Source organism: Streptomyces sp. NPDC015125, from assembly GCF_043080045.1.
Classification (GTDB): Bacteria; Actinomycetota; Actinomycetes; order Streptomycetales; family Streptomycetaceae; genus Streptomyces.
In genome coordinates, this window is record NZ_JBIBVF010000028.1 from 105541 (window position 1) to 130717 (window position 25177).

Sequence of the window (25177 nt, forward strand, 5' to 3'; positions counted from 1 at the left end):
ACCCGGCCGTCCAGCGACACCGATCAATGCCATCCGGCTACCAGTCAATGTCATCCGGCGGCTCCGGAAACGCCTCCTCGTCGTCAGGCTCCGGCCCCACAGGAGCATCCCCCGGCGCTCTGCCCGGCCTGGCCGCCCCGGCAACCCCGGCCGTCGTCGCGGGCCCGGTCGGCGCCGTTGCCCCGGTGGCTGCCGTTGCCCCGGCCGCCGCCGTTGCCCCGGCCGCCGCCGTTGCTCCGGCCGCCGCCGTTGCTCCGGCCGCCGCCGTTGCTCCGGCCGCCGCTGACGCGCCGGCGTCTTCTCCGCCGGGAGTCTCCCGGCCCGCGAGCACATCCAAGATCTGCGCTCCGTACTTCGCGAGCTTGTTCTCGCCGACCCCGCCGACCGCGCCCAGCTCGGCCGTGGTCGTCGGCCGGACCGTGGCGATCTCCCGCAGCGTCGCATCGTGGAAGATCACATACGCGGGCACGCCCTGCTCCTTGGCCGTACGCCCCCGCCAGCCGCGCAGCGCCTCGAAGACCGGCAAGGCCTCTTCCGGCAGGTCCGCCGGTGCCGCACGCTTGCTCTTCGCCTTCGCCTTGGCAGCCCGCGCCGCCTTCTCCGGCTCCCGCCGCATCGGCACCTCGCGCCGGCCGCCCAGCACCTCGCCGCTCGCCTCCGTGAGCACCAGCGTGCCGTAATCACCTTCGACGGCGAGCAGCCCCTGAGCCAGCAACTGCCGGACGACACCCCGCCATTCGGCGTCCCGGAGGTCGTCCCCCACGCCGAAGACGCTCAGCCCGTCGTGATCGAACTGAATGACCTTGGCGGTTTTCTTCCCCGTCAGGATGTCGATGATCTGGCCCGCGCCGAACTTCTGCCCGCGCTCACGCTTCAGCCGGACGACCGTGGACAGCAGCTTCTGTGCGGCCACCGTGCCGTCCCAGGTCTCCGGCGGGGCCAGGCACGTATCGCAGTTGCCGCAGGCGCTGCTCTCCTGCCCGAAGTAGGCCAGCAGCCGGACCCGCCGGCACTGCACCGTCTCGCACAGCGCCAGCATCGCTTCGAGATGGGCCGACAGCCGCCGCCGGTGCGCCTCGTCGCCCTCCGACCCGTCGATCATCTTCCGCTGCTGCACCACATCCTGCAGCCCGTAGGCCAGCCAGGCCGTCGACGGTTGTCCGTCACGCCCCGCGCGCCCCGTCTCCTGGTAGTAGCCCTCCACCGACTTCGGCAGATCCAGATGCGCCACGAACCGCACATCCGGCTTGTCGATGCCCATCCCGAACGCGATGGTGGCGACCACGGTCAGCCCGTCCTCACGCAGAAAGCGGGACTGGTGCTCGGCACGCGTCCGCGGGTCGAGCCCCGCGTGATACGGCACTGCCGCGATGCCGTTCTCCACCAGGAACTGTGCGGTCTTCTCGACCGAGGCCCGCGACAGGCAGTAGACGATCCCCGCGTCCCCTGCATGCTCGTTCCGCAGCAGCTCCAGCAGCTGCTTCTTCGGCTCGTTCTTCGCCGCGATCCGGTACTGGATGTTCGGCCGGTCGAAGCTCGCCACGAAATGCCGGGCGTCCGCCATCTGCAACCGCGAGGTGATCTCGGTATGGGTCGCCTCGGTCGCGGTGGCGGTCAGCGCGATCCGCGGCACCTCGGGCCAGCGCTCGTGCAGCATCGACAGCGCCAGATAGTCCGGCCGGAAGTCATGGCCCCACTGCGCGACACAGTGCGCCTCGTCGATCGCGAAGAGCGAGACCTTCCCCCGGTCCAGCAGGCTCAGCGTCTGCTCGACCCGCAGCCGCTCGGGCGCCAGATACAGCAGATCCAGCTCCCCGGCCAGGAACTCGGCCTCGACCAGCCGACGCTCCTCCAGATCCTGTGTCGAATTGAGGAACCCGGCCCGCACCCCGAGCGCCCGCAGGGCATCGACCTGGTCCTGCATCAACGCGATCAGGGGCGAGACGACCACCCCCACACCGCCTCTGACCAGCGAGGGAATCTGATAGCACAGCGACTTGCCGCCACCGGTCGGCATCAGGACGACCGCGTCCCCGCCCCCTATGACGTGCTCGATGATCTCCTGCTGACTGCCGCGGAACGACTCGTACCCGAACACCCGGCGCAGTACCTGCACCGCCTCGCTTGCGTCCGAAGCGCCTTCCACATCCATGTCCACGACCGTTTCCACATCCGCCAGAGCCATTCCAGAAGCCTACGAGTTCCGCGGGGGTCGCCGTCGACCCTGTGGATAACTCTCCTCGCTCCGGACACCAGATCCGTGGCCACGCGCCGCGCCGGCCACCGCCCCGGCCGGCCGGCAGCCGGACCGCTCCGTGGCTCGCCCGGCGCATGCCCCTCCTCACGCCCTGCAGGGTCGCCCGGGTCCGGGGCACCATGGAGGCACTGCGAGGTGCAGGGGACACAGGCCACAGCCTGTCGCAGGCCGCGCTCACAGGCGGAGGGAGTGCCCGGGATGAGGACAGCCGGCCCCTTCGGATCCGTGGGCGATCAGCCCGACGCCGGACCGCCGCAACGCAGCGGGCTGCTGGATCTGCTCGGTGTCGCGGCGGTGGTGCTGGACTCGGACGGTCATATCGTGCTGTGGAGCCCGCAGGCCGAGGAGCTGTTCGGCTACACCGCGAAGGAGGCCCTGGGCCAGTACGCAGGGCGGCTGCTGGTCCATGAGCGGCATCTGGACCTGGTGATCAGACTCTTCACCGAGGTGATGGGCACGGGCAGCAGCTGGGCCGGTGCCTTCCCCATCCGGCGCAAGGACGGCAGTACCCGGCTCGTGGAGTTCCGCAATATGCGGCTGCTGGATGTCCGGGGTGACCTCTATGCGCTGGGGATCGCCACCGACGAGGCGGTGCTGCGGCAGGTGGAACGCGATGTGGCCCTGTCCACACGGCTGGTCTCGCAGTCCCCGATCGGGCTGGCCGTCTTCGACACCGACCTGCGCTACCTGGCCGTCAACCCGGCGCTGGAGCGGATGAACGGCGTCCCCGCCGAGGACCATTTCGGCCGGACGGTCCGCGAGGTGCTGCCCTTGATGGACGTCGATGCGCTCGAGGCCGCGCTGCGGCAGGTGCTGGCGAGCGGCAGCCCCCTGGTCGATGCGTACACCATGGGACGCACCCCCGCCGATCCCGGCAACGAGCACGCCTGGTCCGTCTCCTGCTACCGGCTGGAGGACCCCGGCGGGCGGATTCTCGGGGTGGCCGGCCTGATCGTGGATGTCACCGACCGGCACCGTGAGGCCACCGAGACGGCCCGCGCCCGTCGGCATCTGGCCATGATCGCCGACGGCTCCGCCCGTATCGGCACCACGCTGGAGGTGGAACGGACCGCCCGCGAACTGGCCGACGTCGCCGTGCCCCAGCTCGCCGACGTGGCGGCGGTGGACGTCCTGGATTCCGTCCTGGACGACCGGCGCCCCACGACACCCGGCGACCACCATGCACTGTTCCGCGCCCTCGCGGTGCGCGCCGCCCACCCGACCGAGGCGGTCCGCGCCGCCGATCCTCCCGGCCATCTCGCCAGCTACGGGCCCGACCGGCTGGTCACCCAATGCGTGCGCACGGGCCGTCCCATCCTGGTTTCCCACGTCGAAGAGCGGGACCTGACGCGTATCGCGCGGGACCCCGAGGCGGCCGCCCTGCTGGCCCGTGCCGGCATCCACAGCTACCTCACCACGCCGCTGATAGCCCGCGGCGAGGTACTCGGCGCACTGTGTCTCACCCGCGCCCGCAACCCACTGCCCTTCGACGAGGACGACCTGACCCTCGCCGCCGAACTGGCCGACCGTGCCGCGGTGTGCATCGACAACGCCCGCCTCTACCAAAGCCTGCGCAATACGGCGGTGACCCTCCAGCGCAGCCTGCTCCCGGACCGCCCACCGCACCGGACGGGACTGGAGATCGCCACCCGCTACCAGCCCGCCGGGACCACCAGCGAAGTCGGCGGGGACTGGTTCGATGTCATCCCCCTGGCCGCGGACAAGACCGCCCTCGTCGTGGGCGATGTGATGGGCAGCGGCATCAACGCCGCCACCACCATGGGGCGCCTGCGCACCGCCACCTCCACCCTGGCAGACCTCGATATCCCGCCGAGCGACGTACTGCGGCACATCGACAAGATCACCGTCGGGCTGGAGCACTACGCCACCTGCGCATACGCCGTATACGACCCGCACCGCGCGGTATGCGACATCGCCATCGCCGGACACCTGCCCCCGGTGCTGATCCGCACCGGCAAGCCCCCCGAACTCCTCAACCTGCCCACCGGCGTACCCCTCGGCGTCGGCGGCGTCCCCTTCGAAGCCACCACCTTCCCCCTGCACCCCGGCGACCGGCTGGTCCTCTACACCGACGGTCTGGTCGAGACCCGAAACCACCCCATCGACGCGCGCCTGGACCTCCTCCTCCGCCTCCTCGGCACCCCCGACCGCTCCCTGGAGGACACCTGCGACCGCCTCCTCGACGCCCTCCGCGACCCGGACGGCCACGACGACGTCGCCCTTCTCATCGCCCGCCCCTGCCGGTTCGAAGGGCCGGTTCCCCGCAGCCGGACCTGAGGGCGTCACGGCGGGGTCACGTCGGATCAACACCAGGGCCATGGTCGGCCTTCCACGCTGGTGGAGATACCCACGTAGGCCGTCCGCCCAAGGAGGCATCATGGTGAAGGGCATCCGGAAACACCTACCCAGCGTGATCGGCGCGTCCATCCTGACGGTGGCGCTCGTCGGCACGGGGGGCGTGATGAGCGTGCAGGCGGCACCTCAAACAGCGAAGACCGCCTCGACATCGTCAAGCGCCGCGCCGAGCGTGCTCTGCAAGCTCGTCCGAGACCCCACTACCGGCAGGGTCCTCGTGGTGAACGTCAGGAACGGCAGGGTCGTCCAGAACCCGAGGCTGTGCACCTTCGTCGGCGGCGGGGGCGGCAGCGGTGGCGGCCGCACAGGAGGCGTCACCACGGGCGCCACCACCACGGGCGCCACCAGCACGACGACCGGCGCCAGTGTGACGACGGGCGCCACCACCACGGGCGCCACCAGCACGACGACCGGCGCCAGTGTGACGACGGGCGCCACCACCACGGGCGCCACCACGACGACCGGCGGCCAGACGACTCAGGGTCAGGCCACGCAGGGTCAGACGACCCAAGGCGGTGGCACGGTGGCCGGTGCCCCCACGGTTGGCGGTGCCACGGTTGGCGGCCTCACGGTAGGCGGTGCCACCACGGCGCCCCCCACCACGGCGGCTCCGACCACGGCTGCTCCCACTACGGCTGCTCCCACTACGGCTGCTCCCACTACGGCAGCTCCGACCACGGCGGCTCCGACCACGGCTGCTCCCACTACGGCTGCTCCCACTACGGCAGCTCCGACCACGGCGGCTCCCACTACGGCAGCTCCCACCACGGCGGCTCCCACTACGGCAGCCCCCACCACCGGCGCCATGAAGTAGGACCTGCAGCAGAAGGTCCATGACGGGCGGCGGCGAACACCACCAGCAACGGGGGCCGTGCGCAGCGGGGAGGGCTCGGTACGAGCAGGCGCGCACGGCCACTGGTGGCGGTCGTCGCCCATCGGCATCGGCCTTGGTGCGACAAGGCATCCCACGACGATGCCCGGGCATGACGACGCTCCGGGCATGACGACGCTCCGGGTATGACCCTGCCCGGTGGCTGCGGCCGTGGAGCACCCCGGCCGCAGCCACCGGGCTGCGCGGGAGGATCAGGCACCGCAGATCAGGTGCCCGTAGATCAGGCCCCGTAGATCAGGCGCCCCGCAGATCAGGCGTAGAAGTTGCGCTGCCACCGGTGCTTGGCCAGCACGGCCAGTTGCTCAGCGGTGAGTGGACGCCCCTCGCTCAATGCCGTGTTGCGCTCGACGTTGCGTACGCTGCGCATTCCGGGAATGACAGTGGAAACCGCCGTCGAACTCAGCACGCACCGCAACGCGGTCTCAGCGACCAAGACCGTCTTGTGCTGCACGGGGGAGGCCGGGTCCCGACGCGCTGTGGCGGTCTCGTTCTGGGAGGGGGCGCCGCCTCGCGCCGTGGCGATCTCGTTCTGGGACGGGGCGCCGCCTCGCGTGGCGGCGAGCGTCTCGGGAGCTTCTTTCATTCAGCGACCGCGGTGAGCAGATCGGCTCCCGAAAGTTCCCCCAGACTGACCGTGACGTCGGTGAGGGGCTCGCGCAAGGCGGCCAGGGCACCGCGCATCTCTGCGGCGCGTTCCCAGCGGCGTTCGTGCTCGATGCTGCTCATGGTGACGGGCCGGGTGGCTTCATGGACTTCCAGCGCCGGGTGCCAGGTGCTGAGGAAGGGGCGCAGCAGGTCATTGACGAGGCCGGCGACCAGTTGCGGCAGACGGGAGGCAGAGGCTTGCGGGCCGAGACGGTGGAGGCCGTCCCGTGCGGTGGTGAAAACGGAGTGGAGCGAGGTGAGGGCCTCCCGGAGAGAGCCCTGGCCGTCGGCCAGCGGCTGTACTCCGACGCGCAGCGCCAACTCGACCTGAAGGTCGAAGGCGACTACCCGCTCCACGTCGTTGGAGGAGTGCGGCGGCTGGGAATGCACGGGAGACTCCTGCGGTGTGGTCGGAGTGCTTCGAGGTTCCAGCATAGGAGCCGTCCACGATTCCACGAGGATGCCGAGCAAAGCCTGACGCAGGTCTTCCTGCCGTGTGATGTCCTCGTCGTGACGCCGCACGGCCCGCGCGACGAGAGGGTGGATGCTCCATGCGTGGTCGCCGGGGCTGGGCGGCCGGACGGTGCCCTCACCGATCAGGTTGTCCGTCCCCTCCGCGACGCGGTGCACCGCTTCGGCGGGGCGGAGCCCGTCGACGCGGGACAAGGCCTGCTCCATGGGGCCTTCGCCCAGCGCGGTGGGATGCACCACGGCAAGCATGCGGAGCACGTCGTTGGCCGGGGTGCGCGACTTGATGCTGCGCGGCAGCAGCGCGGACGGCAGCGGGGGCCGGGTCGCCGAGCGGCCGGAGGAGGTGGCGCGTTCCCAGCGCAGCAGGGCATCGGTGCTGTTGCTGTGCAGCAGGCGCCGCAAGCGCGCCGCATTCTCATGAGCCATCCGCTCGGCGACCAGGTCCAGGGCGACGGGGTGCCCGCCCAGATCGTCGAGTATGTCCCTGGCGACCTCTTGCTCCTCTCGGCTCGTTGGCCGACGGCGCGAGAGGAGGAGGTCGTAGGCATCCGGATCGGGCAGTGGGCCCAGGTCGAGCGGCTCGGCGGATCTGCCGTAGTGGCGTGATCGGGTGGTGAGAAGCGTGGCCGCGAGCCGGTGCGGGCCGTACAGGAGGGCGAGTTGTTCGTGCGAAAGCCCGTCAGGAATTCCGTCGAGCACCCACAGGAAAGGCATATTGCGTTCGCCCAGTGCGAGGGCCAGGTGACTCAGCAGAGCCGGCAACGACTCGGTGTCGGTGGGGATGCCGAGGGCTGACGCCACGGTGCGCACTTGGCGGAAGTAGCCGTCCAGCGTGTGGTCTGCTGCGTCGGGACCGCTCGTGTGCAGGTCGAACCAGTAGACCCCGCCTGGGAAGGACGAGGCGAAGTGCAGGGCGTACTCCTGCGCCAGCAGCGACTTACCGATACCGGGCATCCCCCGGACGACCGCAGCACGCCCATGGCCGACCTGGGAGACGAGCGGCGCACGATGGCGGTGCAGAGCCGTGTGCAGGTGCCATTGCTCGGCCAAGCGTCCGGTGAACCACCGTGAGCCGGACGGCATGGGGGCCGGCAGCCACGTCGGCTGTGCCGGACCGGGAGCACCTCCCAACGGCCCCGTCAGCTCGTCGAGGTACGAAGAGACCCGGGCCGCCAGCAGGTCGGCGGCGCCTTCTTCCCGGATGCCGGGCCAGTGCCTGGCATCGCGCAGCTCCAGGGGATGGACGTGGTCGGCCGTGCGTTCCGGGTTGATGATCAGGATGCGCCGGCGGGGGTCTCCTTCGCGCTGCCCGGCCTGGAACGCGTAGGTCAGTTCCCACTGGCAGGCGCGTCGCCGCGGGTACTCCTCCGAATACAGCGCGAGCAGTGCCTTCGATCGGGCGAGGGCCTGGGAGATGGTGGCCGTGATGCCGGCGAAGTCCTCGACCGCGGTGTCGTCCACGAAGACACGCAGCCCTCGGTGGCGCAGGGCACGGGCCAGAGGGGCCACGAGGTCCGCGTCGGACCGGCTGTAGCTGACGAAGACATCCCACTCCGCCTCGCCTTGTTGCCGATCCATGCCAGTCCTTTCCCGTTGCCGTGCCCGGACGTAGTTTGCCCGAGCGGAGACTCCGTCCAGTATCGTGGCGGCCCAGTCGGAGGGTGCGACACGACGTGGGGGGATGGCGTGCCGAGGCGGAAGCGCATGGGGCGACCGGCGGAGGTCGCCGTCAAGTTCTCCGTACCGTTCGTCGGAGAGGTCAGCGGTACCTGGCGCCCGGACGATGCGGAGCGGAAAGCTGCCTGGGAGCTCTACGTCGAATTGATCACCCGGGTGAGCGTGATCGAACTCGGCCCGTCCGAAGGCGTCCTGAGAGAGGCGCTGTCGTCGCAGTACACGCTGTTCCACACCACCCGTGACATTCTGCGTCGCTACGGTCCCGATGTCGCTCCCCGGAGCAGGCAGGGCGAGATCACCTTCGGATCGCTCGCCGTCACCGTCCTCAACGCCGTCGTGCGCCCCCTTCTGACCCGTTGGCACCCCGCCCTCGCGGAGCACGAAGCGGCGAGGCTGCCCGGAGTCGCTCCTCAGCAGCACGAACAGGGGTGGGAGCACGAAGCCGAGCTGCGACAACAACTGCGGCTCGCACGGGGCACCTTGACGGATTTGGCCCGTGTCCTCGCAGAAGTGGCGGGAGCCGCGGACCTCTTGGCCCCCACCCCACCGCGAACCCCGAATCAGCCGGGGGGGGGGCTTAGGAAGCGGGGGTGCCGGGTCACCCGCGAGCGGCGATCCGGCGTAGGCAGCGGGCGTCGCTCACCTGCCGTCGCCGATAACCGTCTTCGGCCGAGTCTTCGGACAAGCCCCCGGTCAAGGACGGGAACCTGTAGTGGGAGCCTCGTGTGACTTCCTCGGCCTGGAGGGCGACCCCCGCCCTCGCCCTACACGCTGGGGGCGCGGAAGGGGACCTGCCGACGGACGGCCTCGTCGATCTCCTCGACGGTGAGGAGGGGAGTGGCCCGGGTGTGCAGGGCCCCGCTGGCCTTGACGGTGAGGCTGATGGCGGCCATGGAGACCGGGTCGGGGAGGTCGATGATGAGCACGATGTCGTCCTCTCCGAAGGCGAAGTACACGGACTCGACCTTCCCGCCGAGGGCCGTGACGACCTGCTCGACGGCAGCGCGGCGCCCACTCGCGCCTTCCTTGAGCAGACCCTTGGTGCCCTCGGACGTATAGGTGGCCTGGATCAGAAACTTCGGCATCGGGACGCTCCCTGCCCATCGCATGTCCGGTGTGCAGATGACCTTCCCGCAGTCACACCGACTGCCACGCACCGAGGGACCTGATTCACCCGTTAGACGCCAATGCGGTGGGGGCCTGCCGGCGGCAGCCGACTTCACGTCGACGTGGCGGGCGTAGTGGCACGCGTAGGGCAGAGCCCTGAAACGAGTAAGGGGGCCGACCCGGGAGGAAACCCTCCTGAGCCGGCCCCTTCTTCTGTGCCCCCGGCAGGATTCGAACCTGCGACACCCGCTTTAGGAGAGCGGTGCTCTATCCCCTGAGCTACGGAGGCAGGGCCTTGCGTAAAACGTGGATGAATACTCTGAGTGATGTTCATCCGGTTCCCGGCAAGGGAGCGGACCGCCGCGAGCGGCGGTCCCAGACAGGGTAGCGGATGGGGCTGGGGTGTGGTTGGCGCCTCGGCTCAGTTCATGATCGCGAGGCTGCTCGCCAGTCGCTGCTGAGGTCTGCTGTCTCGGTGTGGGAGATCGCCCGCAGCGTCCTGATCTTCCTCGGCATCCCCCTGGCCGCAGGCTTCCTCACCCGCCGCCTGGGCGAGAAGACCAAGGGCCGCACCTGGTACGAGACGAAGCTGATCCCCCGCATCGGCCCCTTCGCCCTGTGGGGGCTGCTGTTCACCATCGTGGTGCTCTTCGCACTCCAGGGCGACGCCATCACCTCCAAGCCTCTCGACGTCGCCCGGATCGCGCTGCCCCTGCTGGTGTACTTCGCCCTCATGTGGGCCGGGTCCATGGCCCTGGGCAAGGCCGTCGGGCTGGACTACCCACGCACCACAACGCTGGCCTTCACCGCGGCCGGCAACAACTTCGAACTCGCCATCGCCGTCGCCATCGCGACCTTCGGCGCGACATCCGGCCAGGCCCTGGCCGGCGTCGTCGGCCCCCTCATCGAGGTACCGGTACTCATCGGCCTCGTCTATGTCGCGCTCGCCGCCCGCCGCCTCTTTGCCGAAACCGACCCGGCCGCCGAGCCGACCCGCCTCCAGGAGCCCGCCCGTGACTGATCCCCGCAAACCGTCGGTGCTGTTCGTCTGTGTCCATAACGCCGGACGCTCCCAGATGGCCGCCGGCTTCCTCACCCACCTCGCCCAGGACAAGGTGGAGGTCCGCTCAGCCGGTTCCGCCCCCGCCAACGCCGTCAACCCGGCGGTGGTCGAAGCGATGACCGAGGTCGGCATCGACATCTCCGCCCAGAGGCCGAAGGTGCTCACGCCCGAGGCAGTGCAGTCCTCAGACGTCGTGATCACCATGGGCTGCGGGGACGCCTGCCCCGTCTTCCCCGGCACGCGCTACCTGGACTGGAAGCTGAGTGACCCCGCAGGCCAGGGCATCGACGCCGTCCGACCCATCCGCGACGACATCGAGCACCGGGTGCGCGGCCTGCTCGCCGAGCTCGGCACCCGGGCCCGACTATGAGCACCGCCACCTTCGAGACCATCGCCCCGACCTGGGAGCTGTGCGAAGTCGAACGCCGCAGCCCCGCCGTGAACTGAACGCGACCGTCGTCCCTGGAGACGCCGGTACCTGATCAGCTGTCAGGAACAGACCGCAGTCTTAGATCGGGCAGTGCGGTCCGCTTCAAGAAAGGGCGGGTGCACTGTCAGTGGCCGCAGGCACTATGGGGCGATGAGCATCGACACCGCTTGGGCTCGCGCGGAGCTCGCCAGCTTTCTGAAGTTGACCGAGCTGTACCGACCGCCAGACCCTCCACACCTCGGGATCCTGAACAGTAAGTTGTCCAACCGTGGTGGCGAGCGGGAGATAGCTGCCAGCGCTCAGATCGTTGAGCAGATCCTGGACCGGGTTCTGCCGCGCTGGCGCACGGAAGTCCCCGATGACCGCAACAAACTCGTCAACCGCTGGTGCCAGCACCAGGAGGCGGTGCACCGGGCTGACGCCGTCCTCCTACGGGACGCCGAGGTGCGTGAACGCCTTGGGGACAACGCACCACAACTAAGTGCAGTAGCCATGCACCCATGGGTATGGGAGGGAGCCCGCGCACTGTGGCAAAGCGGCCACTTCCGTGAGGCTGTCACCGCAGCGGCCAAGAAGGTCAACGCCGAGACACAGAACAGAGTCTCGCGTCGCGACGCGAGCGAGACCGCTCTCTTCCAGAGCGTGTTCTCCAAGGACCCACCCAAGCCCGGCCAGCCTCGGCTACGCCTCATGGCCGACGACAACAGTGACACCTTCAAGAGCATTCACCGCGGCGCGATGGCCTTCGCCGAAGGCTGTTACGCCGGCATCCGCAACCCCAACAGCCATGAGGACGGCCTGCCCGAGCTGCCTGAGCACGAGGCGCTGGAGCAGCTGGCCGCCTTCAGCGTCCTGGCCCGCTGGGTGGACGGTGCGGCGCTTAGCACAGCCTGACCGCGTCTCTCCGGGGCTTTGGACACCTGGTCGCCCGGCAGCTGCTCGCCGTACCGCACAGCTCCGTGGCATGCTCGCCGCAGGGCAACTGCCCTGCGGCGAACCTCGCCCGGGACCGGGGCGTGCGGACCCTACCGTCCGGTGTAGGTGAACTCGTCGTCCGGGCTGGTGGGAGAGGTGGCCTTGCCCACCGTCACGGTGATGTTCACCGTCTGCTGGACGTCGAGCAGATCGGGCGCTGTTGCGGTGATCTGGCCGGTGGAGACGAACTGGACCGAGCCGGATGGCTTGTCCTTGAAGTGCACGGTGGCGCCTTTGGCGAAGCCCGAGCCGTTGATGGTGACCGGGGTGCCGACCTTTCCGCTCGTCGGGCTGACCGCACTGACCACCACAGGTGCGGGGCCGCCATAGGCGAACTGACTCATGGCGATGGCCGGGGATGTGCCGAGGGTGTTGGTGACGCGGACGTGGACGACGCCGGTTCCGGCGGGGACCTTGGTGGTGATCTTGAGGCCGGAGGGGTCGATGACGGTGTCGCGGTCGGCGCAGGCGAACTTGCCGAAGTCGACCTTGCTGTCCGGACTGAAATCCTTGCCGTTGATGGTCACCGTGTCGCCTGCGGCGCCGAAGGTGGGGCTCAGGTCGGTCACCACCGGCGGGGAAGGCACGTCAGGCGCCCCCACCAGCTCCAGGTAGGTGGAGTTGGCGTGCTGGTAGGCGACCTGGCCGAGGAAGTCCTGGGTGGTCTTGTTGACCAGCTTCTCGGAAAGGCTCGTGTATCCGGTGTTCATCAGGCAGAGCGTGCCGGGCTGGACGTAGATGTTGCCGTTGGTGCGCTTGGCGATCGCCGCGATGAGCAGCTTCACTTCTTCGGTCGCCTGGGGTCCCGGGCTCGGGTACCAGCCGGTGGTGGTGTCGAGATCGGCCCACGCGTGCGGTACCAGGTCGTAGGCGTTGTTCTGGCGCTCGTCGATGACCCACGGCACGGAGTTGAAGTAGTCGACGAAGCTCTGCACGCCGGCGGTGGGAGCGGCATAGGTCATCACCGCGAACTTCGGCTGTTTCGGCCAGGTCTGTGCCTGAAGGTACGGCGCGAGCATGCTGGCGATGCAACCGCCCAGGCTGTGACCGGTCAGATAGATGGTCGGCTGTGGGGAGGAGGGCGCCGCCTTGAGCGCGACGGAGAGCGCCTGAGCGAGCGTGGCGTTCGGGGAGGGAGAGGCGATCGAGCGGGTGGTGACCACTCGTGTGAACGCGTCCTTTGCCCCCTTGGAAACGTAGACGGGCTTCGGCGACCCGCTTTCGGGGAACGGGACGACCGTGCCGACCTCGAGGTCTTCGAGGATGTCGGTCCAATCGGCGTCCGTTCCGCGAGCGACCACGGCGAACTCGTTCGAGCCGTTGGTGCTCCGTACGAGGTAGGCCATATTGGCGTTGGCCTCGCTCAGGGCGAGCCACACCAGCTCCCACTCGTCCTGGGTCGCCAGGGTGGGATCGTGCAGTTGCGCGTTGATGCCGGTGATGATGCGGTTGGTCTGCTGCTCCAGGGTTTCCCCGGACGGACGCGGGGTGTTCCCGGTGGCTGCAAGGGCAGCCAGCGTCATGGTCACCTGGGCGATTGCCGGATCGGATGCCATCGTCGTTCCTGCTCCTCGGAGGTTTGCCGGTGCGGAGGCGCGACGGCCTTTCGGCAGCATCAGGGCAGATCTGTGCCGAACCGACCGTCGGAGTGGATCGGCACAATCAGACCTCCCTCTCTGCAATGTCCGGCGCCTTTCCTGCCTTCAGGCGGACCAGGTTCACCGCGTTGGCCCTTCGCCATACCTGCGGGCGGTTCGCCGAGCCATGTGACGCTGAGGCTTCCACGCCGCCTATCCGCGCGGCTCTTAGAAAATGGCCCAGCGCTGAGATCAGAAGGTGCCGCACCGTCAGGAACGCCCTGTTACTCCGCTGACCTGCGAGAACGGCACAGCTGTTCCCGAATTCGGGAAGAGGCGTTCCAGGGGTTCACTCAATTGAGGCTCTGACCTGCGGCTTCGCAATTATGCGCAAGGCCCACGGAGGCAAGGCCTGAGCCCCTGACAGGGTAGCTGATGCGTTCGCTGTAGTTCGCTTCTGTTGGGGATGAGGGCGGGGTGGGCGCGGCCTGGTGGTGGGGTGGAGGGGGTGGGGTGGGGTGGCAGGGCTCTGTTGTGAATGTGTGCCGTTGCGGTTGCCGTTGCCGTTGCCGTTGGTGTGGGGGTGGTTGTCGGTGAGGGGGTGTGCCGGGTGGAGCGTGGAGTGTGGGATGTGCCGATGGCGGTGGTCGAGGTGACCACCGCCATCGTGTCGTGCGTTGCTGTCGTGCGCTGTTTGCCGGGCTGGCTGCCGTAGGGGCTGCTGGTCCGGAGGCGGGGGTTAGCCGCCGATGTGCCAGCTGAGGGTGCCGTCCGCGCTGGTGAGGAGGGCCAGGAGGAGCAGGTCGACGGCGCCGAGGGTGATGCCCAGGAGGGCGCGGCCGCGGCGGGTGGTGCCGCGGGCCAGGGACAGGCCGCCGAGGACCAGGGCGCAGGGGCCGAGAAGGATGTTCAGGACCAGGGTGCCGAGCAGGCCGAGGATGAAAGAGGCCACGGCCATGCCGTCCGCTTGGGAGCTGAAGCGGGGAGCGGGCCGGTGCGGGTCCTTGGCTTCCGCGGCCGTCGCGGGCGAGGTCGTCGCGGACGAGGTCGTGCGTGTGGCTTCGCTGAGCGTGGTCATCGGGAGGTCACCTCGGCGTGGTGGCGGCGTTCGCGGAGGAAGAAGACGAGCAGCCAGCCGGCGATGACGGCGGCCGCGACGAGGGTGACGGGGACGGGGAGGTGTGCCGCGGTACCCAGCATGATCCCCATCAGGAGGAGGGCTGCGACGAGGAAGAGCATGATCTTCCTTTCCGATTCCAGAGGACAGTTGTTCACTCAGTTCCTTCAGTCTACGACTGCCCACGGGTGGAGTAGTTCGGAGAACGGTTGTTTACTGGATGACATGAGTCACAGTCTTGGAGTCCGGCAGGCCCAGAAACAGAAGACCCGTCAGGCGTTGCTCGACGCGGCGCTCGGCCTGCTGGAGGAGCAGAGCCTGAGCAGCCTGGGGCTGCGGGAGGTGACGCGGGTGGTGGGGATCGCCCCGACCGCGTTCTACCGGCATTTCCGGGACATGGGTGAGCTGGGTGTCGCCCTGGTCGAGGAGGCGCTGGGGAGCCTGCATGCGATGGTGCGGGCGATCCTGGCCGAGCAGGATGCGGCCGAGGAGCGGATCGACCGTACGGTCGCGGTCGTGGAGCAGCATGTGCGCCGCTATCCACTGCACATCAGGTTTGTGGCGCGCGAGCGGCACGGGGGCGTACGGGCCGTGCGGCAGGCCATCGCGGATGAGCTGGACCGGTTCGCCAAGGAGGTCGCGGCGGCGCTCAAGTCCCAGCCGGTGTCGGAAGGCTGGCGTGATGACGACGTGCGGATGCTGGCGGAGCTGTACGTGGACCGGCTGGTGACGACGGCCGCGGCGCTGCTCGACGCGGAGGCGGACGGGGCCGAGGGGGCGGCCGAGCAGGTGGTGCAGGTGGCGCGCAGGCAGCTGCGGCTGATCAGTATCGGGCGGCGGCATTGGAGGGGGGAGGGACGGGGGGACGACCACGGGGAGGAGTAGGGGAGAGCGGGGGAGTCGGGGCGGGTGCTGCTTGTGCGGTGCGTTTGACTTCGTCGGGGATGTGCCGGGGGCCGCTCGGCTTTGTCAGGCGCGTGCCGGGGTCACTCGTACGCGATAGGTGCCGTCCGGGTTCTCCGTCAGGACGGTGACGGCTGCGCCGCTGTGACGGTCCGTATAGGTGTCGCCGGGGAGGAAGGTGGCGTCGGTCAGTTCCGGGTCGACGTATTTGTTGTCCTGGTAGCAGCCGCCGCTGTGCGGGGTGGCGTCCACGATGCGCAGCGGGCCGCGGCCCGAGCGGACGTCGGTGGCGACGCGGTAGAGGAGGATCCCGGGCCGGCAGACCGTGGGGTCGAGCGGGCTGTGGGTGCGGGCCTCGGCGACCAGGGCGGTGTGCGGGGAGGTCGGAATGACGACGATCTTGGTGCCGCCGGGCGTGGAGACCGGGGTGAGGGTGTGTTCGCCGGGCGTCCCGCGGCGTGGGGCGCAGTGCACCTGATCGGCGGACAGCCAGCCGAGCTTCCACTTGTGCCAGCCGACGAAGTCGTTGCTCGGTCCCCAGTCCTCGTCCATCGGATCCCAGTGCCCTACCGGGGGCGGGGCGTCGCGGTCGTCGGTGAAGTAGAGGTCGGGCAGCCCGAAGCTGTGGGCGTTCTCGTGGTTGAGGACGCGGAAGGCGCTCACCCCGGTTTGCCGGCTCCAGATGAAGGACGCATTCCGGAACGGCACCCTGTCGGCGGTCTTCAGCCCCATGTCGCCGCCGCTGAAGGTGACCGACAGGACCGTACGGGTCGCGGGCGGGCCCGCGTTGGGGGTGGCGATGACGTTGATGACGTCGTAGTCACGGAAATCGACGATCGGGTCGACGGCGCGGACGACCTCCCGGGAGAGGGCGTGATAGCCGTCGTCCGAGGCCGGGTCGAAGCTGGCGCCCCGTCCGATGTCGTACGCCGCGAGCGGGCGGGACATGCGGATCCACCGGAACAGCGGCATGGGGTGGTAGGTCAGCCTGCCGTACGAGCTGGTGCGGAAGTAGTCCGTCGCGGCCGGGAAGAACTCGGCGAAGCGGGCGCGGGGGGACAGCGTGGCGGGGGCGTCCGGGAAGTCGATGAAGAGGGTGAGCGCCCTGACGACGCCGGTCGAGCGGGCGTAGCCGGCGGGGGTGTCCGCGGATTCGGCGACGTCGTCGCTGATGCCGCGCAGGGCGCACGGGCCGCTCGGCGAGGCGCCGGGCGCGGTAGGTATGGCGACGGCGCTGGGCGGTGAGCCCAGGGCTATGGCCGCAGCCGCCGTGGCGGCGCCGGCGGCCAGAACCGCGGATACCTTGTGCTTCATATCGATCACCTTGTGTTGACGGGTGATCGCTCGCGCGCGGAGTTACGTCAACTGGAGTCATGGCGGGGCCGGATGGGTCGGGTCGGGATCTGGGCGGCCTGAGTCCGGTCGGGGCTGAGCCCGGGGCGGCCCTGAATCCGGGGCGGCCATGAATCCGGGGTGACCCTGCGTCCGGTCTGCCCCGAGCCCGGTCTGCCCCGAGCCCGGTCTGCCCCGAGCCCGGTCGGCCCCGAGCCCGGTCGGGCCGGGTGGAGCGGAATGGGTATGGGCGGGGCGGCCGGAGGGGGCTGGGTGAGTGTGGTTCAGGTCACGTGGGGTCGTGAAATATCCGGGGAGGGGCTCCCCGTTTAACCAGACGTCTGGATGAACCGGGGAACGTTTCCCCGGTTCGCGCCGGTCCCGGTCGGTTGCCCGGCCACTTGGTCGTCGGTCGCCGTCGGTCGCCGTCGGTCGCCGTCGGCGGGGACGGCCGCTCGTTGGCCGGGTCGGCCGCGTCGGTTGGCTTGGCCGCGTCGGTCACCCGACTGGGCGGGCGAGGCCGCCTGCGCCCGGGCATCCAGGCCTTCGGGGCGTGTCGAGAGTTGAGGGGAGTGAGCTGCCGTGACTGCCGTCGCCGCATGCGGGAAGACCGGGAGGAAGGGGCAGCAGCCCCGTCTGCGGGCCGATGCGCTGCGCAACCGGGAGCGGATCATTGCGGCCGCCCGCGAGACGATGGTCGAGTTCGGGCCCGAGGTCCCGCTCGATGAAATCGCTCGACGCGCAGGCGTCGGCAATGCGACGCTCTACCGTCACTTTGCGGATCGCCCCGAGTTGATCCATCACGTCACGCTCGCAGTCATGTCCCGTACCGCGGACCGCGCGGAGAGTGCCCTTGCCGAGGAGTCCGATGCTTTCCAAGCGCTGAGGCGCTTTGTCCACGCTGCGGTGGAGGAGCGGATCGGGGCCTTGTGCCCGTTGCTCTCCGACGGCGTCGACCGAGACCACCCCGATCTGCTCGCGGCGCGCGAACGTCTGGAAGCGGCCGTCGAGGCCGTCATGGGCGCCGCGCGCGACAGCGGCCAGCTGCGTACCGACCTCGCCGTCGGTGATCTGATGGTCGCGATCACCCAGCTCACCCGGCCGCTGCCGGGCAGCAACTGTACGAACTTCGACCAGTTCGTACACCGTCATCTGCAGCTGTTCCTGGATGGTCTGCAGGCACCCGCCCGTTCCGAACTCCCCGGCTCCGCCGCCACGTTGGACGACCTGAGGCGCCGCTCCTAGGCCGGGCCGCGCGCCGCTCCTGGACCGGGCCGCGCGCCGCGGCAGCCTGACGCGTCCCGCAGATCCCCGCACGTCCCGTACCTCGTTCCGCAGACCCCCGCACCTCCTGTACCTCGTTCTGCACGTCCCGCACGTCCCGTACCTCGTTCCGCACGTCCCGTTCTTCGCTCCTGTTCGCTCACTGCACCACTAGGTGGATCCCGCCATGCCTGAAGCCGCCACATACGTCGATCCCCGGCGCTGGAAAGCGCTGATATTCATCGCTCTCGCCCAGCTGATGGTCGTTCTCGACGCGACCATCGTGAACATCGCGCTGCCCTCCGCACAGCAGGATCTCGGTATCACCGACGCCAACCGGCAGTGGGTGATCACCGCCTACGCGTTGGCCTTCGGGGGGCTGCTGCTCTTCGGCGGGCGCGTCGCCGACCTGTGGGGGCGGAAGCGGACCTTCATCATCGGGCTCGTCGGGTTCGCGGTTGCCTCCGCGCTCGGCGGGGCCTCGGCGGACCAGGGGATGCTGCTGGGCGCGCGTGCGCTGCAGGGTGTCTTCGGTGCGCTGCTGGCGCCGGCCGCGCTGTCGCTGCTGGCCGTGACCTTCACCGAGGCCAAGGAGCGCGCCAAGGCGTTCGGCATCTTCGGTGCGATCGCCGGTGGCGGCGGCGCCGTGGGCCTGATCCTCGGCGGGGTGCTGACCGAGTACATGAACTGGCGCTGGACCTTCTTCGTCAACATCCCGTTCGCGGTGGTGGCCGCGACCGGCGCCTTCCTGGTCATCCGCGAGCCCGCGGGGAGCCGCAACCCCTCCCGGCTGGACGTCCCCGGCGTCATCCTGGCCACGCTCGGCCTGGTGTCACTCGTCTACGGGTTCACCCGGGCCGAGTCCGACGGCTGGCTGGCGGGTCCCACCCTCGGCCTGTTCGCCGCGGCTGCCGTCCTGCTGCTGGTGTTCGTGCTGGTCGAGTCCAAGGTGAAGGCCCCGCTGCTGCCGCTGCGGGTGGTCGCGGACCGCAACCGCGCCGGCATCTACGCCTCGCTGGGGCTGGCCGTGATCGGCATGTTCGGTCTCTTCCTCTTCCTGACCTACTACCTGCAGATCGTGAAGGGCTACACGCCGGTCACGACCGGTCTGGCCTTCCTGCCGATGATCGTCGGCATGATCACCGGCTCGACGCAGATCGGTGCCCGGCTGATGACCCGGGTCCGCCCGCGGCTGCTGATGGCGCCGGGCTTCACGGTCGCCGCGCTCGGCATGCTGGTGCTCACCCAGATCGACCTGGACACCTCCTACCCGGCGCTGATCCTGCCCGGCTTCCTGCTGATGGGGCTCGGCATGGGTACGGCGTTCATGCCGGCCATGTCACTGGCCACGTACGGGGTCCAGCCGCGGGACGCCGGTGTCGCCTCCGCAATGGTCAACACCTCGCAGCAGGTGGGCGGCGCGATCGGTACGGCCCTGCTGAACACCATTGCGGCCAGTGCCACCACCGCGTACGCCACCTCGCACGAGGCCGGTGCGCGCTCGCTCGATCTGCTCAAGCTCCAGTCGATGGTGCACGGCTACACCACCGCCATCTGGTGGGCGGTCGGCATCCTGGCCCTGGCAGGTGTGATCGCCTTCACCTTCATCAACACCGGGCGGCCGGAGGGCAGCCGGCCGGTGGCCTCCTCGGCGGACGGCGAGGGCGCGGGTGCGGGTGCGGCTCATGAGGACGAGGTGGCCGTCCCGGTGATGGCGCACTGATCCAGCGGTGGCGGGGCGGCCGTGCGGGCCCGTGGGCCGGTGGGCCGGTGGGTTCGTTGGCTCTCGTGGGCCCGTGGGTTCGTCGGCTCTCGTGGGCCGGTGGGCTCGCGGGCCCACGGGGTGTGGGTAAGCGGGCCGCGGGCTGGCGGGGGCAAGGTCGCCTTCCGCCGCGTTCGCCGCGCGCTCTTACCGCATTCCTACCTGACGCAGAGGTGCGCCGGGCCTCACCGGCCCGGCGCATTCGCACGCAGCCCCGCTCGCACCACGGCTGCCGACGGCCTTCTCCGGCTCCGCCGATCGGTCAGCGGAGCCAGGGCAGGTCGGCGCCTTTCGGCTGCAGCCCTTCGGTCATGACCTGGCAGATCTCGGCCAGTTGCCCTATCTGCTCCGGGGAGAGCCGGTCGAAGATCGCGGCGCGTACGGCGGCGACATGCCCGGGGGCGGCCTTCTCCAGGACCCGCATCCCCTCGTCCGTGAGATGGGCGTTCTGGCCCCGCTTGTCGGACGCGCAGTCCTCGCGCCGTACCCAGCCGTTCCGCTCCAGCCGCGCGATCGCATGCGAGAGGCGGGAACGGGTGATCTTGGCGTTCTGGGCCAGCTCGGTCATCCGCATCCGGCGCCGCGGTGCACGGGAGAGCTGGACGAGCAGGCCGTAGTAGACATGCGGCATCCCGGCGTCCCGCTGCAGCTGACGGTCGAGGTGATCCTCCAGGAGCGTGGTGGCGTGGAGGTAGCACTGCCAGGCGAATTGCTCCTCGTCGCTGAGCCACCGTGGCTCGGTTGCGGGTTCGATGCTCATACCATCCACTCTCTCACCACTCGGAGAGTTATTTAAGATTTAACAACGCCGGGATACCCTGAAAGAGCGACGCTTGAACCTTCAAGCATCGTGCGTGCGTGGCGGCTGAAGTGTCACGCGCGCCGACTACTGCCAAGTGTGACGCTATGGGGTGGCGATGTCCGTAATGCCGGCTCTTTATCTCAGCCACGGGGCGCCGCCGCTCGCCGACGACCCGTGGTGGCCGGGCCAGCTCGCCGCCTGGTCCGCGGAGCTGCCGCGTCCCCGGGCCGTGCTGATGGTCTCCGCGCACTGGGAGGAGGCGCCGCTCGCGCTCGGCGCCACCACGACCGTGCCGCTGGTCTACGACTTCTGGGGCTTCCCGGAGCACTACTACCAGGTGCGATACCCGGCCCCCGGGGCGCCGCAATTGGCCGAGCGGATACGCAAAACCCTGCGGACGGCGGGCATGCCCGTAGTGGACATCCCCGACCGGGGGCTCGACCACGGCGCGTATGTGCCGCTCGTGGAGATGTTCCCGGACGCCGGCGTCCCCGTCCTCCAGATCTCCCTGCCCTCCCTCGATCCGCGCCGGCTCCACGAGATCGGGCGCAAGCTCGCACCGTTGCGCGACGAGGGCGTGCTGATCATCGGCAGCGGCTTCTTCACGCACAACCTGGCGGCGCTGCGGCACGTCGGCGGCGGTACGCCGGCGTGGTCGGCGGAGTTCGACGACTGGGGGCGCCAGGCCCTGGACGCCCAGGACCTCGACGCGCTCTTCGACTTCGCGCACAAGGCGCCGGCCGGCCGGCTGGCCCATCCCCGCACCGAGCATTTCGCCCCGCTGTTCGTGACTTTGGGGGCCGCGGATGCCCATGCCCAGCTGGACAGTGGACGCAGTGTGATCGACGGGTTCTGGATGGGGCTGGCGAAGCGGTCGGTGCAGTTCGGCTGAGGGGGGCGTGGTGGGCGTCCTGGTACCGGATGCCGGGGCGGGCCCGGGGCTGGGGCCGGGCCCGGGGCTGGGGCGGGGGCCGGCGGCCGGCGGTCGGCGGTCGGTCGTTTCGTGCGGCGACCTGCCGCCGTCCGTCAGTCGTCCTCGTCGATCAGTACGAGGGCGTTCAGGGCCGCTGACAGGGCGCGGGTATCGCCGTCCTCGGAGGCCGCGGCCACGTCCAGAGCGGTGTCGGCGAACTTGATCGCATGCTCGTTGCCGTTGGCGACCGCCCGCTCGAAGACCTCTTCCGGCGTGACCGAGTCGGCGTGCGGTGCCGGGAGCGGGGTGTCGGCGCCGTAGATGGCGGTGACCGCTGACGTCGCCGCCCAGGCCACCGCGAACGAGTCGGCCCACAGCTCGCGGGGGAGCGCGGGCAGGGTGCGCAGCACCGCGTTCGGCGCAGTGGCGGCATGCACCAGCATGATGCCGTTCCCGTGGCCGTAGTCCGCGTAGTTGAGGGTGGCGGCACGTACGAGTGCGGTCAGGCCCTCGCGTACGGCTTCGGGGTCATCGGGGACGTGCAAGGACTCGGTGGTGCTCAACCAGTCAGGAGTGTCCGGGAGCTGGGCGTAGCCGCGCACCGGCGTCACGTGCTGGTCGGCGACGCGGGGGAGGGCGGCCAGTGCCTCGGACGGAGTGGCGCCGCCCGTGGGGCGCACGGCGGCGGGCAGGGTGAGGTGCCGGGCGGCCCAGTAGCCGAGGGCATGTGCGAACTCCGCAGTCCGTGCGGTGTCCTCACCTTCCGTCAGAAGACTGCGTACGGCGTGGCCCACACGGATCACCGGATGGGTGGCGGCGCCCGCGATGCCGGGCAGCAGGCGTGGCCACCACTCGGCGAGCAGCTCGCGCCAGGGCCGCTCAGCGGCCTGGTGGGTGAAGTACGCGGTCCAGTCGGTAACCCGGCTCGAATCTCCCAACGCCTCCTGCCAGTTGGCGTCGGTGATGCGGGTACGGGCACTCGGGACGCTCTCCAGTTTGTTCGTGTAGCCGTCGAGCCAGCGGTGGACGGTGTGGGCCTGGCCGTTGTGGACCATGGCTTCGACGGCCATCGGTCCGTGGTTGCTCAGATAGCCCCTGAACTCGGGGCCGGAGGAGTGCAGGCGCAGCAGGGCTTCGTCGAGTGTGCCGCTCGTCGTATCCATGACTGGAGGCTAGGTCGGTGGGGAGGCGCGCGTAACGGGCTTCCGGCCTACACCGGTGGTCGTAAGGCCGCATGGGGGGCGGTTAGGGCCGGTGCCGGGGGGCGGGTTGGGGCCGGTGTCGGTGGGGTCGGGTGTGCGCCGTTCACCCCGGATCCGTGTCCGTATCCCTACCGGACAGAGGGTGTCGGGTATTGGGGGGAGGGTGCTGCCATGACGAGTGAGAGCACGTGGGCCGGGAGTACCGGGGGCGGCGAGAACGTCGAAGGCGGTAAAACCGTCGAGGGCGGCAAGAGCGTCGAGAGCGTCGAGGGGCGTGGGGAAGTCGGGGGCGGTGCGGTCGGCTGGTCGGTGATCGAAGCGGCGGTGCCGGAGTTCGCCGGGCGGGTGCGGGAGCGGTTCGGGGCGTACCGGCACCATGTTCTGGCGACCCTCCGCAAGGACGGTGGGCCGCGACTCACCGGCCTGGAGGCGGATTTCCGCCACGGGGAGCTGTGGCTGGGCATGATGGTGGGCTCGCGCAAGGTGTTTGACCTGCGGCGCGACCCCCGCTTCTCGCTGCATGCCAATCCGGGACCGGGCACCGACCTGTCCGCTGGCGACGTACGGGTTTCCGGGCGGGCGGTGGAGGTGACGGACCCCGGGCTGGTCGCGCGGTATGCGGCGGCGGTGAAGCCGCCGGAGCCGTTTCATCTCTTCCGGGCGGAGCTGACGGAGGCGGTGCATACGTCCGTCGAGGATCCGTATGTGGTGCTGGAGAGCTGGGTACCGGGTCGGCCGCTGCGCACCATCCGGCGGACGTCCGGCGATGCGGCGCTACGGGTGGTGTGACGGGTGGCGTGACGGGCTGACGCTCCGGGTGGTGTGACGGGCGGTGTGACGGGCGGGCGCAAGCGGGCCCCAGCGGGCGCCGGCGGGTACCAGTGGGCACCGGCGGGTCACCGGTCGGCAGGTCGCCTGGGTGGCCATCCGGGTGGGGGCTGTTCAGCGGGTCGCCTCAGTGGGTGGCCACGGGGAGGCTGTGCTCCCTGTGGGTCCGGTGGGGCTTGTGGGGCCGGTGTTTGCCGTGCGGCTCGCGGACACGGTGGGTGCGGAAGACATAGAGGGCGACGACGAACATCACGGCGCCCAGGGTGAAGCCGAAGGCGGACGACTTGAGGATCGATTCCCCGCCGAGGCTGTAGACCCAGCCGATCGAGCAGCCGAAGAGCGTGCCGTACGCGAGCGCCCGGGTCTCGGTGATCATGGACGACTGGAAGTGGGCCACCACCAGCCCGAGCGCCCCGGAGACCACGAACGCGGCCAGCCCGTACAGCATGGCCGGGCCGCCCTTCGTACCGTCGGTGTGCGTGCGGAAGATGGTGAAGCAGCCGAAGGCGAGGGCTGTGATGATCGGCAGCGAGACGGTCGCCGGGATGTGCTTGACCCTGTCCGCCATGCCGGCCCTGCCGGCCGGTCGTGGGGCCCGTTGCGGGTCATGGGACCGGGCGTTCGCCGTCGCGCCGTGTTCCACGTCGACGGTGCCGTGTGAGCGGGCGGCCCTTGCGTCGTGCCGGTGAGCGTGCTGGTCCATGACGGGCTCCTCTCGATGCGTCCCGCTGCCTCGCTGTCCCGCTGGCCCTCCTCACCAGGCGACACCCGGGCGCGGTCCGCGTCAACCGGAACGGCGGGTTGCGGAGTCGGGGCGGAGCGGGGAGGCCGGGGTGGAGCAGGGGGCAGGGGAACAGGGGCGGAGCAGGAGGGCCCGTGAGGGAGGCGGGGCGCGGGGGGGGAAGCAGTGAGGGAGGCGGGGCGGGGCGGAGCGGGGTCAGCCCAGGTTCTTCTGGTACCAGGCCACGTCCCAGTAGCGGCCGAACTTGCGGCCCACCTCCGTGTACGTACCGATGTGCCGGAAGCCGAAACGGGTGTGGAGGCGGGTGGACGCCTCGTTCGGCTGGGTGACCCCGGCGTAGGCGCGGTGGACGTCCTCGTCGGCCAGCGCCTCGAACAGGGACGAGTAGAGCAACGTGCCGATGCCGCGGCCGGCGGCGTGCGGGGCGCAGTAAACGGTGACCTCGACCGAGGGGGCGTAGGCGGCCTTCGGGCGGAACGCGCTGCTGGTCGCATAGCCGAGCAGCGCGCCTTCGGGGTGGCCTGCCACGGGTGCCGCAGTCCCGGCCTGAGCATCGCTCAACGGCCCGTTGTGCGGGTTTTTCGTCTGATCTGTCACTTCCTGGGCAACCAGAAGGCGATGCGGGCCGTCTTGGGGGTGGGAGAGCAGCCACGGGCGGCGCTGGTCGGGAGTGAAGGGCTCCAGGTCGAAGGTGATGCACGTCTCACGGATGTAGTGGTTGTAAAGATCCGTAAGGGCTGGAAGGTCAGCTTCCGTGCCCGCCCTGACCTGCACTTCTCCCTGCTCACGCAGCATATGACCTCCTTGGGTGGCCGCGCAGGGTACTGCATGATCAGAAAAATA

Annotated in this window: 20 protein-coding genes, 1 tRNA gene and 2 pseudogenes; 9 read left to right on the forward strand and 14 right to left on the reverse strand. The window is 69.9% G+C overall.

What is annotated here, in order from left to right:
* Positions 1 to 37: 37 nt before the first annotated feature.
* Positions 38 to 2185 (reverse strand): DNA helicase RecQ, encoded by a 2148-nt coding sequence (recQ, locus tag ACF088_RS37100; protein ID WP_392380345.1) that lies wholly within the window; start codon positions 2183 to 2185, stop codon positions 38 to 40.
* Positions 2186 to 2455: 270 nt separating this feature from the next.
* Here recQ and ACF088_RS37105 point away from each other — a divergent pair, with 270 nt between their 5' ends.
* The gene (locus ACF088_RS37105) at positions 2456 to 4555 is read left to right on the forward strand and encodes a SpoIIE family protein phosphatase (RefSeq protein WP_392380347.1); all 2100 of its coding nucleotides are present in this window, start codon (positions 2456 to 2458) and stop codon (positions 4553 to 4555) included.
* 204 nt (positions 4556 to 4759) lie between these two features.
* Here the strand turns inward: ACF088_RS37105 and ACF088_RS37110 are convergent, their stop codons facing one another.
* From ACF088_RS37110 to ACF088_RS37130, 5 genes and pseudogenes are all read right to left on the reverse strand, one after another.
* Positions 4760 to 5077, reverse strand: coding sequence for a hypothetical protein (locus tag ACF088_RS37110; protein WP_392380349.1), 318 nt, complete (start codon positions 5075 to 5077; stop codon positions 4760 to 4762).
* Between the two features lie 698 nt (positions 5078 to 5775).
* Positions 5776 to 5955 (reverse strand): annotated as a pseudogene (locus ACF088_RS37115) (aldo/keto reductase); the annotation flags it as partial.
* Positions 5956 to 6104: 149 nt separating this feature from the next.
* Positions 6105 to 8219, reverse strand: coding sequence for a TIR domain-containing protein (locus tag ACF088_RS37120; protein ID WP_392380350.1), 2115 nt, complete (start codon positions 8217 to 8219; stop codon positions 6105 to 6107).
* Between the two features lie 863 nt (positions 8220 to 9082).
* Positions 9083 to 9403, reverse strand: coding sequence for a GYD domain-containing protein (locus ACF088_RS37125; RefSeq protein ID WP_392380352.1), 321 nt, complete (start codon positions 9401 to 9403; stop codon positions 9083 to 9085).
* Between the two features lie 238 nt (positions 9404 to 9641).
* A tRNA-Arg gene (locus ACF088_RS37130) sits at positions 9642 to 9714 on the reverse strand.
* 180 nt (positions 9715 to 9894) lie between these two features.
* Here ACF088_RS37130 and ACF088_RS37135 point away from each other — a divergent pair.
* From ACF088_RS37135 to ACF088_RS37145, 3 genes and pseudogenes are all read left to right on the forward strand, one after another.
* A pseudogene (locus ACF088_RS37135) lies at positions 9895 to 10446 on the forward strand (arsenic resistance protein); the annotation flags it as partial.
* The gene (locus tag ACF088_RS37140) at positions 10439 to 10858 is read left to right on the forward strand and encodes an arsenate reductase ArsC (protein WP_392380353.1); all 420 of its coding nucleotides are present in this window, start codon (positions 10439 to 10441) and stop codon (positions 10856 to 10858) included. The pseudogene ACF088_RS37135 and the gene ACF088_RS37140, both read left to right, overlap by 8 nt.
* Before the next feature lie 210 nt (positions 10859 to 11068).
* The gene (locus ACF088_RS37145; protein WP_392380355.1) at positions 11069 to 11812 is read left to right on the forward strand and encodes a TIGR02391 family protein; all 744 of its coding nucleotides are present in this window, start codon (positions 11069 to 11071) and stop codon (positions 11810 to 11812) included.
* 131 nt (positions 11813 to 11943) lie between these two features.
* Here ACF088_RS37145 and ACF088_RS37150 read toward each other — a convergent pair whose 3' ends face one another.
* The 3 genes from ACF088_RS37150 to ACF088_RS37160 form a co-directional block, all read right to left on the reverse strand.
* Complete coding sequence (locus ACF088_RS37150; protein ID WP_392380356.1) at positions 11944 to 13449, reverse strand: IPT/TIG domain-containing protein; 1506 nt, start codon at positions 13447 to 13449, stop codon at positions 11944 to 11946.
* A 760-nt stretch (positions 13450 to 14209) separates the two neighbouring features.
* The gene (locus ACF088_RS37155) at positions 14210 to 14548 is read right to left on the reverse strand and encodes a hypothetical protein (protein ID WP_392380357.1); all 339 of its coding nucleotides are present in this window, start codon (positions 14546 to 14548) and stop codon (positions 14210 to 14212) included.
* Complete coding sequence (locus tag ACF088_RS37160; RefSeq protein ID WP_143128371.1) at positions 14545 to 14745, reverse strand: hypothetical protein; 201 nt, start codon at positions 14743 to 14745, stop codon at positions 14545 to 14547. Before ACF088_RS37160 ends, ACF088_RS37155 begins: the two co-directional genes overlap by 4 nt.
* A gap of 67 nt (positions 14746 to 14812) precedes the next feature.
* On the opposite strand from ACF088_RS37160, the gene ACF088_RS37165 reads away from it, so the two are divergent.
* Positions 14813 to 15472 (forward strand): TetR family transcriptional regulator, encoded by a 660-nt coding sequence (locus ACF088_RS37165; protein WP_392380359.1) that lies wholly within the window; start codon positions 14813 to 14815, stop codon positions 15470 to 15472.
* Positions 15473 to 15556: 84 nt separating this feature from the next.
* Here ACF088_RS37165 and ACF088_RS37170 read toward each other — a convergent pair whose 3' ends face one another.
* On the reverse strand, positions 15557 to 16804 hold the full coding sequence (locus ACF088_RS37170) for a M6 family metalloprotease domain-containing protein (RefSeq protein ID WP_392380360.1): 1248 nt from the start codon (positions 16802 to 16804) through the stop codon (positions 15557 to 15559).
* Positions 16805 to 17404: 600 nt separating this feature from the next.
* On the opposite strand from ACF088_RS37170, the gene ACF088_RS37175 reads away from it, so the two are divergent.
* Both ACF088_RS37175 and ACF088_RS37180 read left to right on the forward strand, forming a co-directional pair.
* The gene (locus ACF088_RS37175; protein ID WP_392380361.1) at positions 17405 to 18067 is read left to right on the forward strand and encodes a TetR/AcrR family transcriptional regulator; all 663 of its coding nucleotides are present in this window, start codon (positions 17405 to 17407) and stop codon (positions 18065 to 18067) included.
* Positions 18068 to 18272: 205 nt separating this feature from the next.
* On the forward strand, positions 18273 to 19808 hold the full coding sequence (locus ACF088_RS37180) for an MFS transporter (protein WP_392380363.1): 1536 nt from the start codon (positions 18273 to 18275) through the stop codon (positions 19806 to 19808).
* 301 nt (positions 19809 to 20109) lie between these two features.
* On the opposite strand, the gene ACF088_RS37185 is transcribed toward ACF088_RS37180, so the two are convergent.
* Positions 20110 to 20607 (reverse strand): MarR family winged helix-turn-helix transcriptional regulator, encoded by a 498-nt coding sequence (locus tag ACF088_RS37185; RefSeq protein ID WP_392380365.1) that lies wholly within the window; start codon positions 20605 to 20607, stop codon positions 20110 to 20112.
* A gap of 166 nt (positions 20608 to 20773) precedes the next feature.
* On the opposite strand from ACF088_RS37185, the gene ACF088_RS37190 reads away from it, so the two are divergent.
* Positions 20774 to 21541 (forward strand): DODA-type extradiol aromatic ring-opening family dioxygenase, encoded by a 768-nt coding sequence (locus tag ACF088_RS37190; protein ID WP_392380366.1) that lies wholly within the window; start codon positions 20774 to 20776, stop codon positions 21539 to 21541.
* A gap of 134 nt (positions 21542 to 21675) precedes the next feature.
* Here the strand turns inward: ACF088_RS37190 and ACF088_RS37195 are convergent, their stop codons facing one another.
* Positions 21676 to 22725, reverse strand: coding sequence for a questin oxidase family protein (locus ACF088_RS37195; RefSeq protein ID WP_392380367.1), 1050 nt, complete (start codon positions 22723 to 22725; stop codon positions 21676 to 21678).
* Between the two features lie 351 nt (positions 22726 to 23076).
* Between ACF088_RS37195 and ACF088_RS37200 the strand changes: the two genes are divergently transcribed.
* Positions 23077 to 23553 carry a pyridoxamine 5'-phosphate oxidase family protein gene (locus tag ACF088_RS37200; RefSeq protein WP_392380388.1) on the forward strand — a complete coding sequence of 159 codons (477 nt, stop codon included), beginning with the start codon at positions 23077 to 23079 and terminating at the stop codon, positions 23551 to 23553.
* 166 nt (positions 23554 to 23719) lie between these two features.
* Here ACF088_RS37200 and ACF088_RS37205 read toward each other — a convergent pair whose 3' ends face one another.
* On the reverse strand, positions 23720 to 24295 hold the full coding sequence (locus tag ACF088_RS37205; RefSeq protein WP_392380369.1) for a hypothetical protein: 576 nt from the start codon (positions 24293 to 24295) through the stop codon (positions 23720 to 23722).
* A gap of 234 nt (positions 24296 to 24529) precedes the next feature.
* Positions 24530 to 25129: a GNAT family N-acetyltransferase gene (locus ACF088_RS37210; protein ID WP_392380371.1), complete on the reverse strand. Its 600-nt coding sequence runs from the start codon at positions 25127 to 25129 to the stop codon at positions 24530 to 24532.
* Positions 25130 to 25177 lie beyond the last annotated feature (48 nt).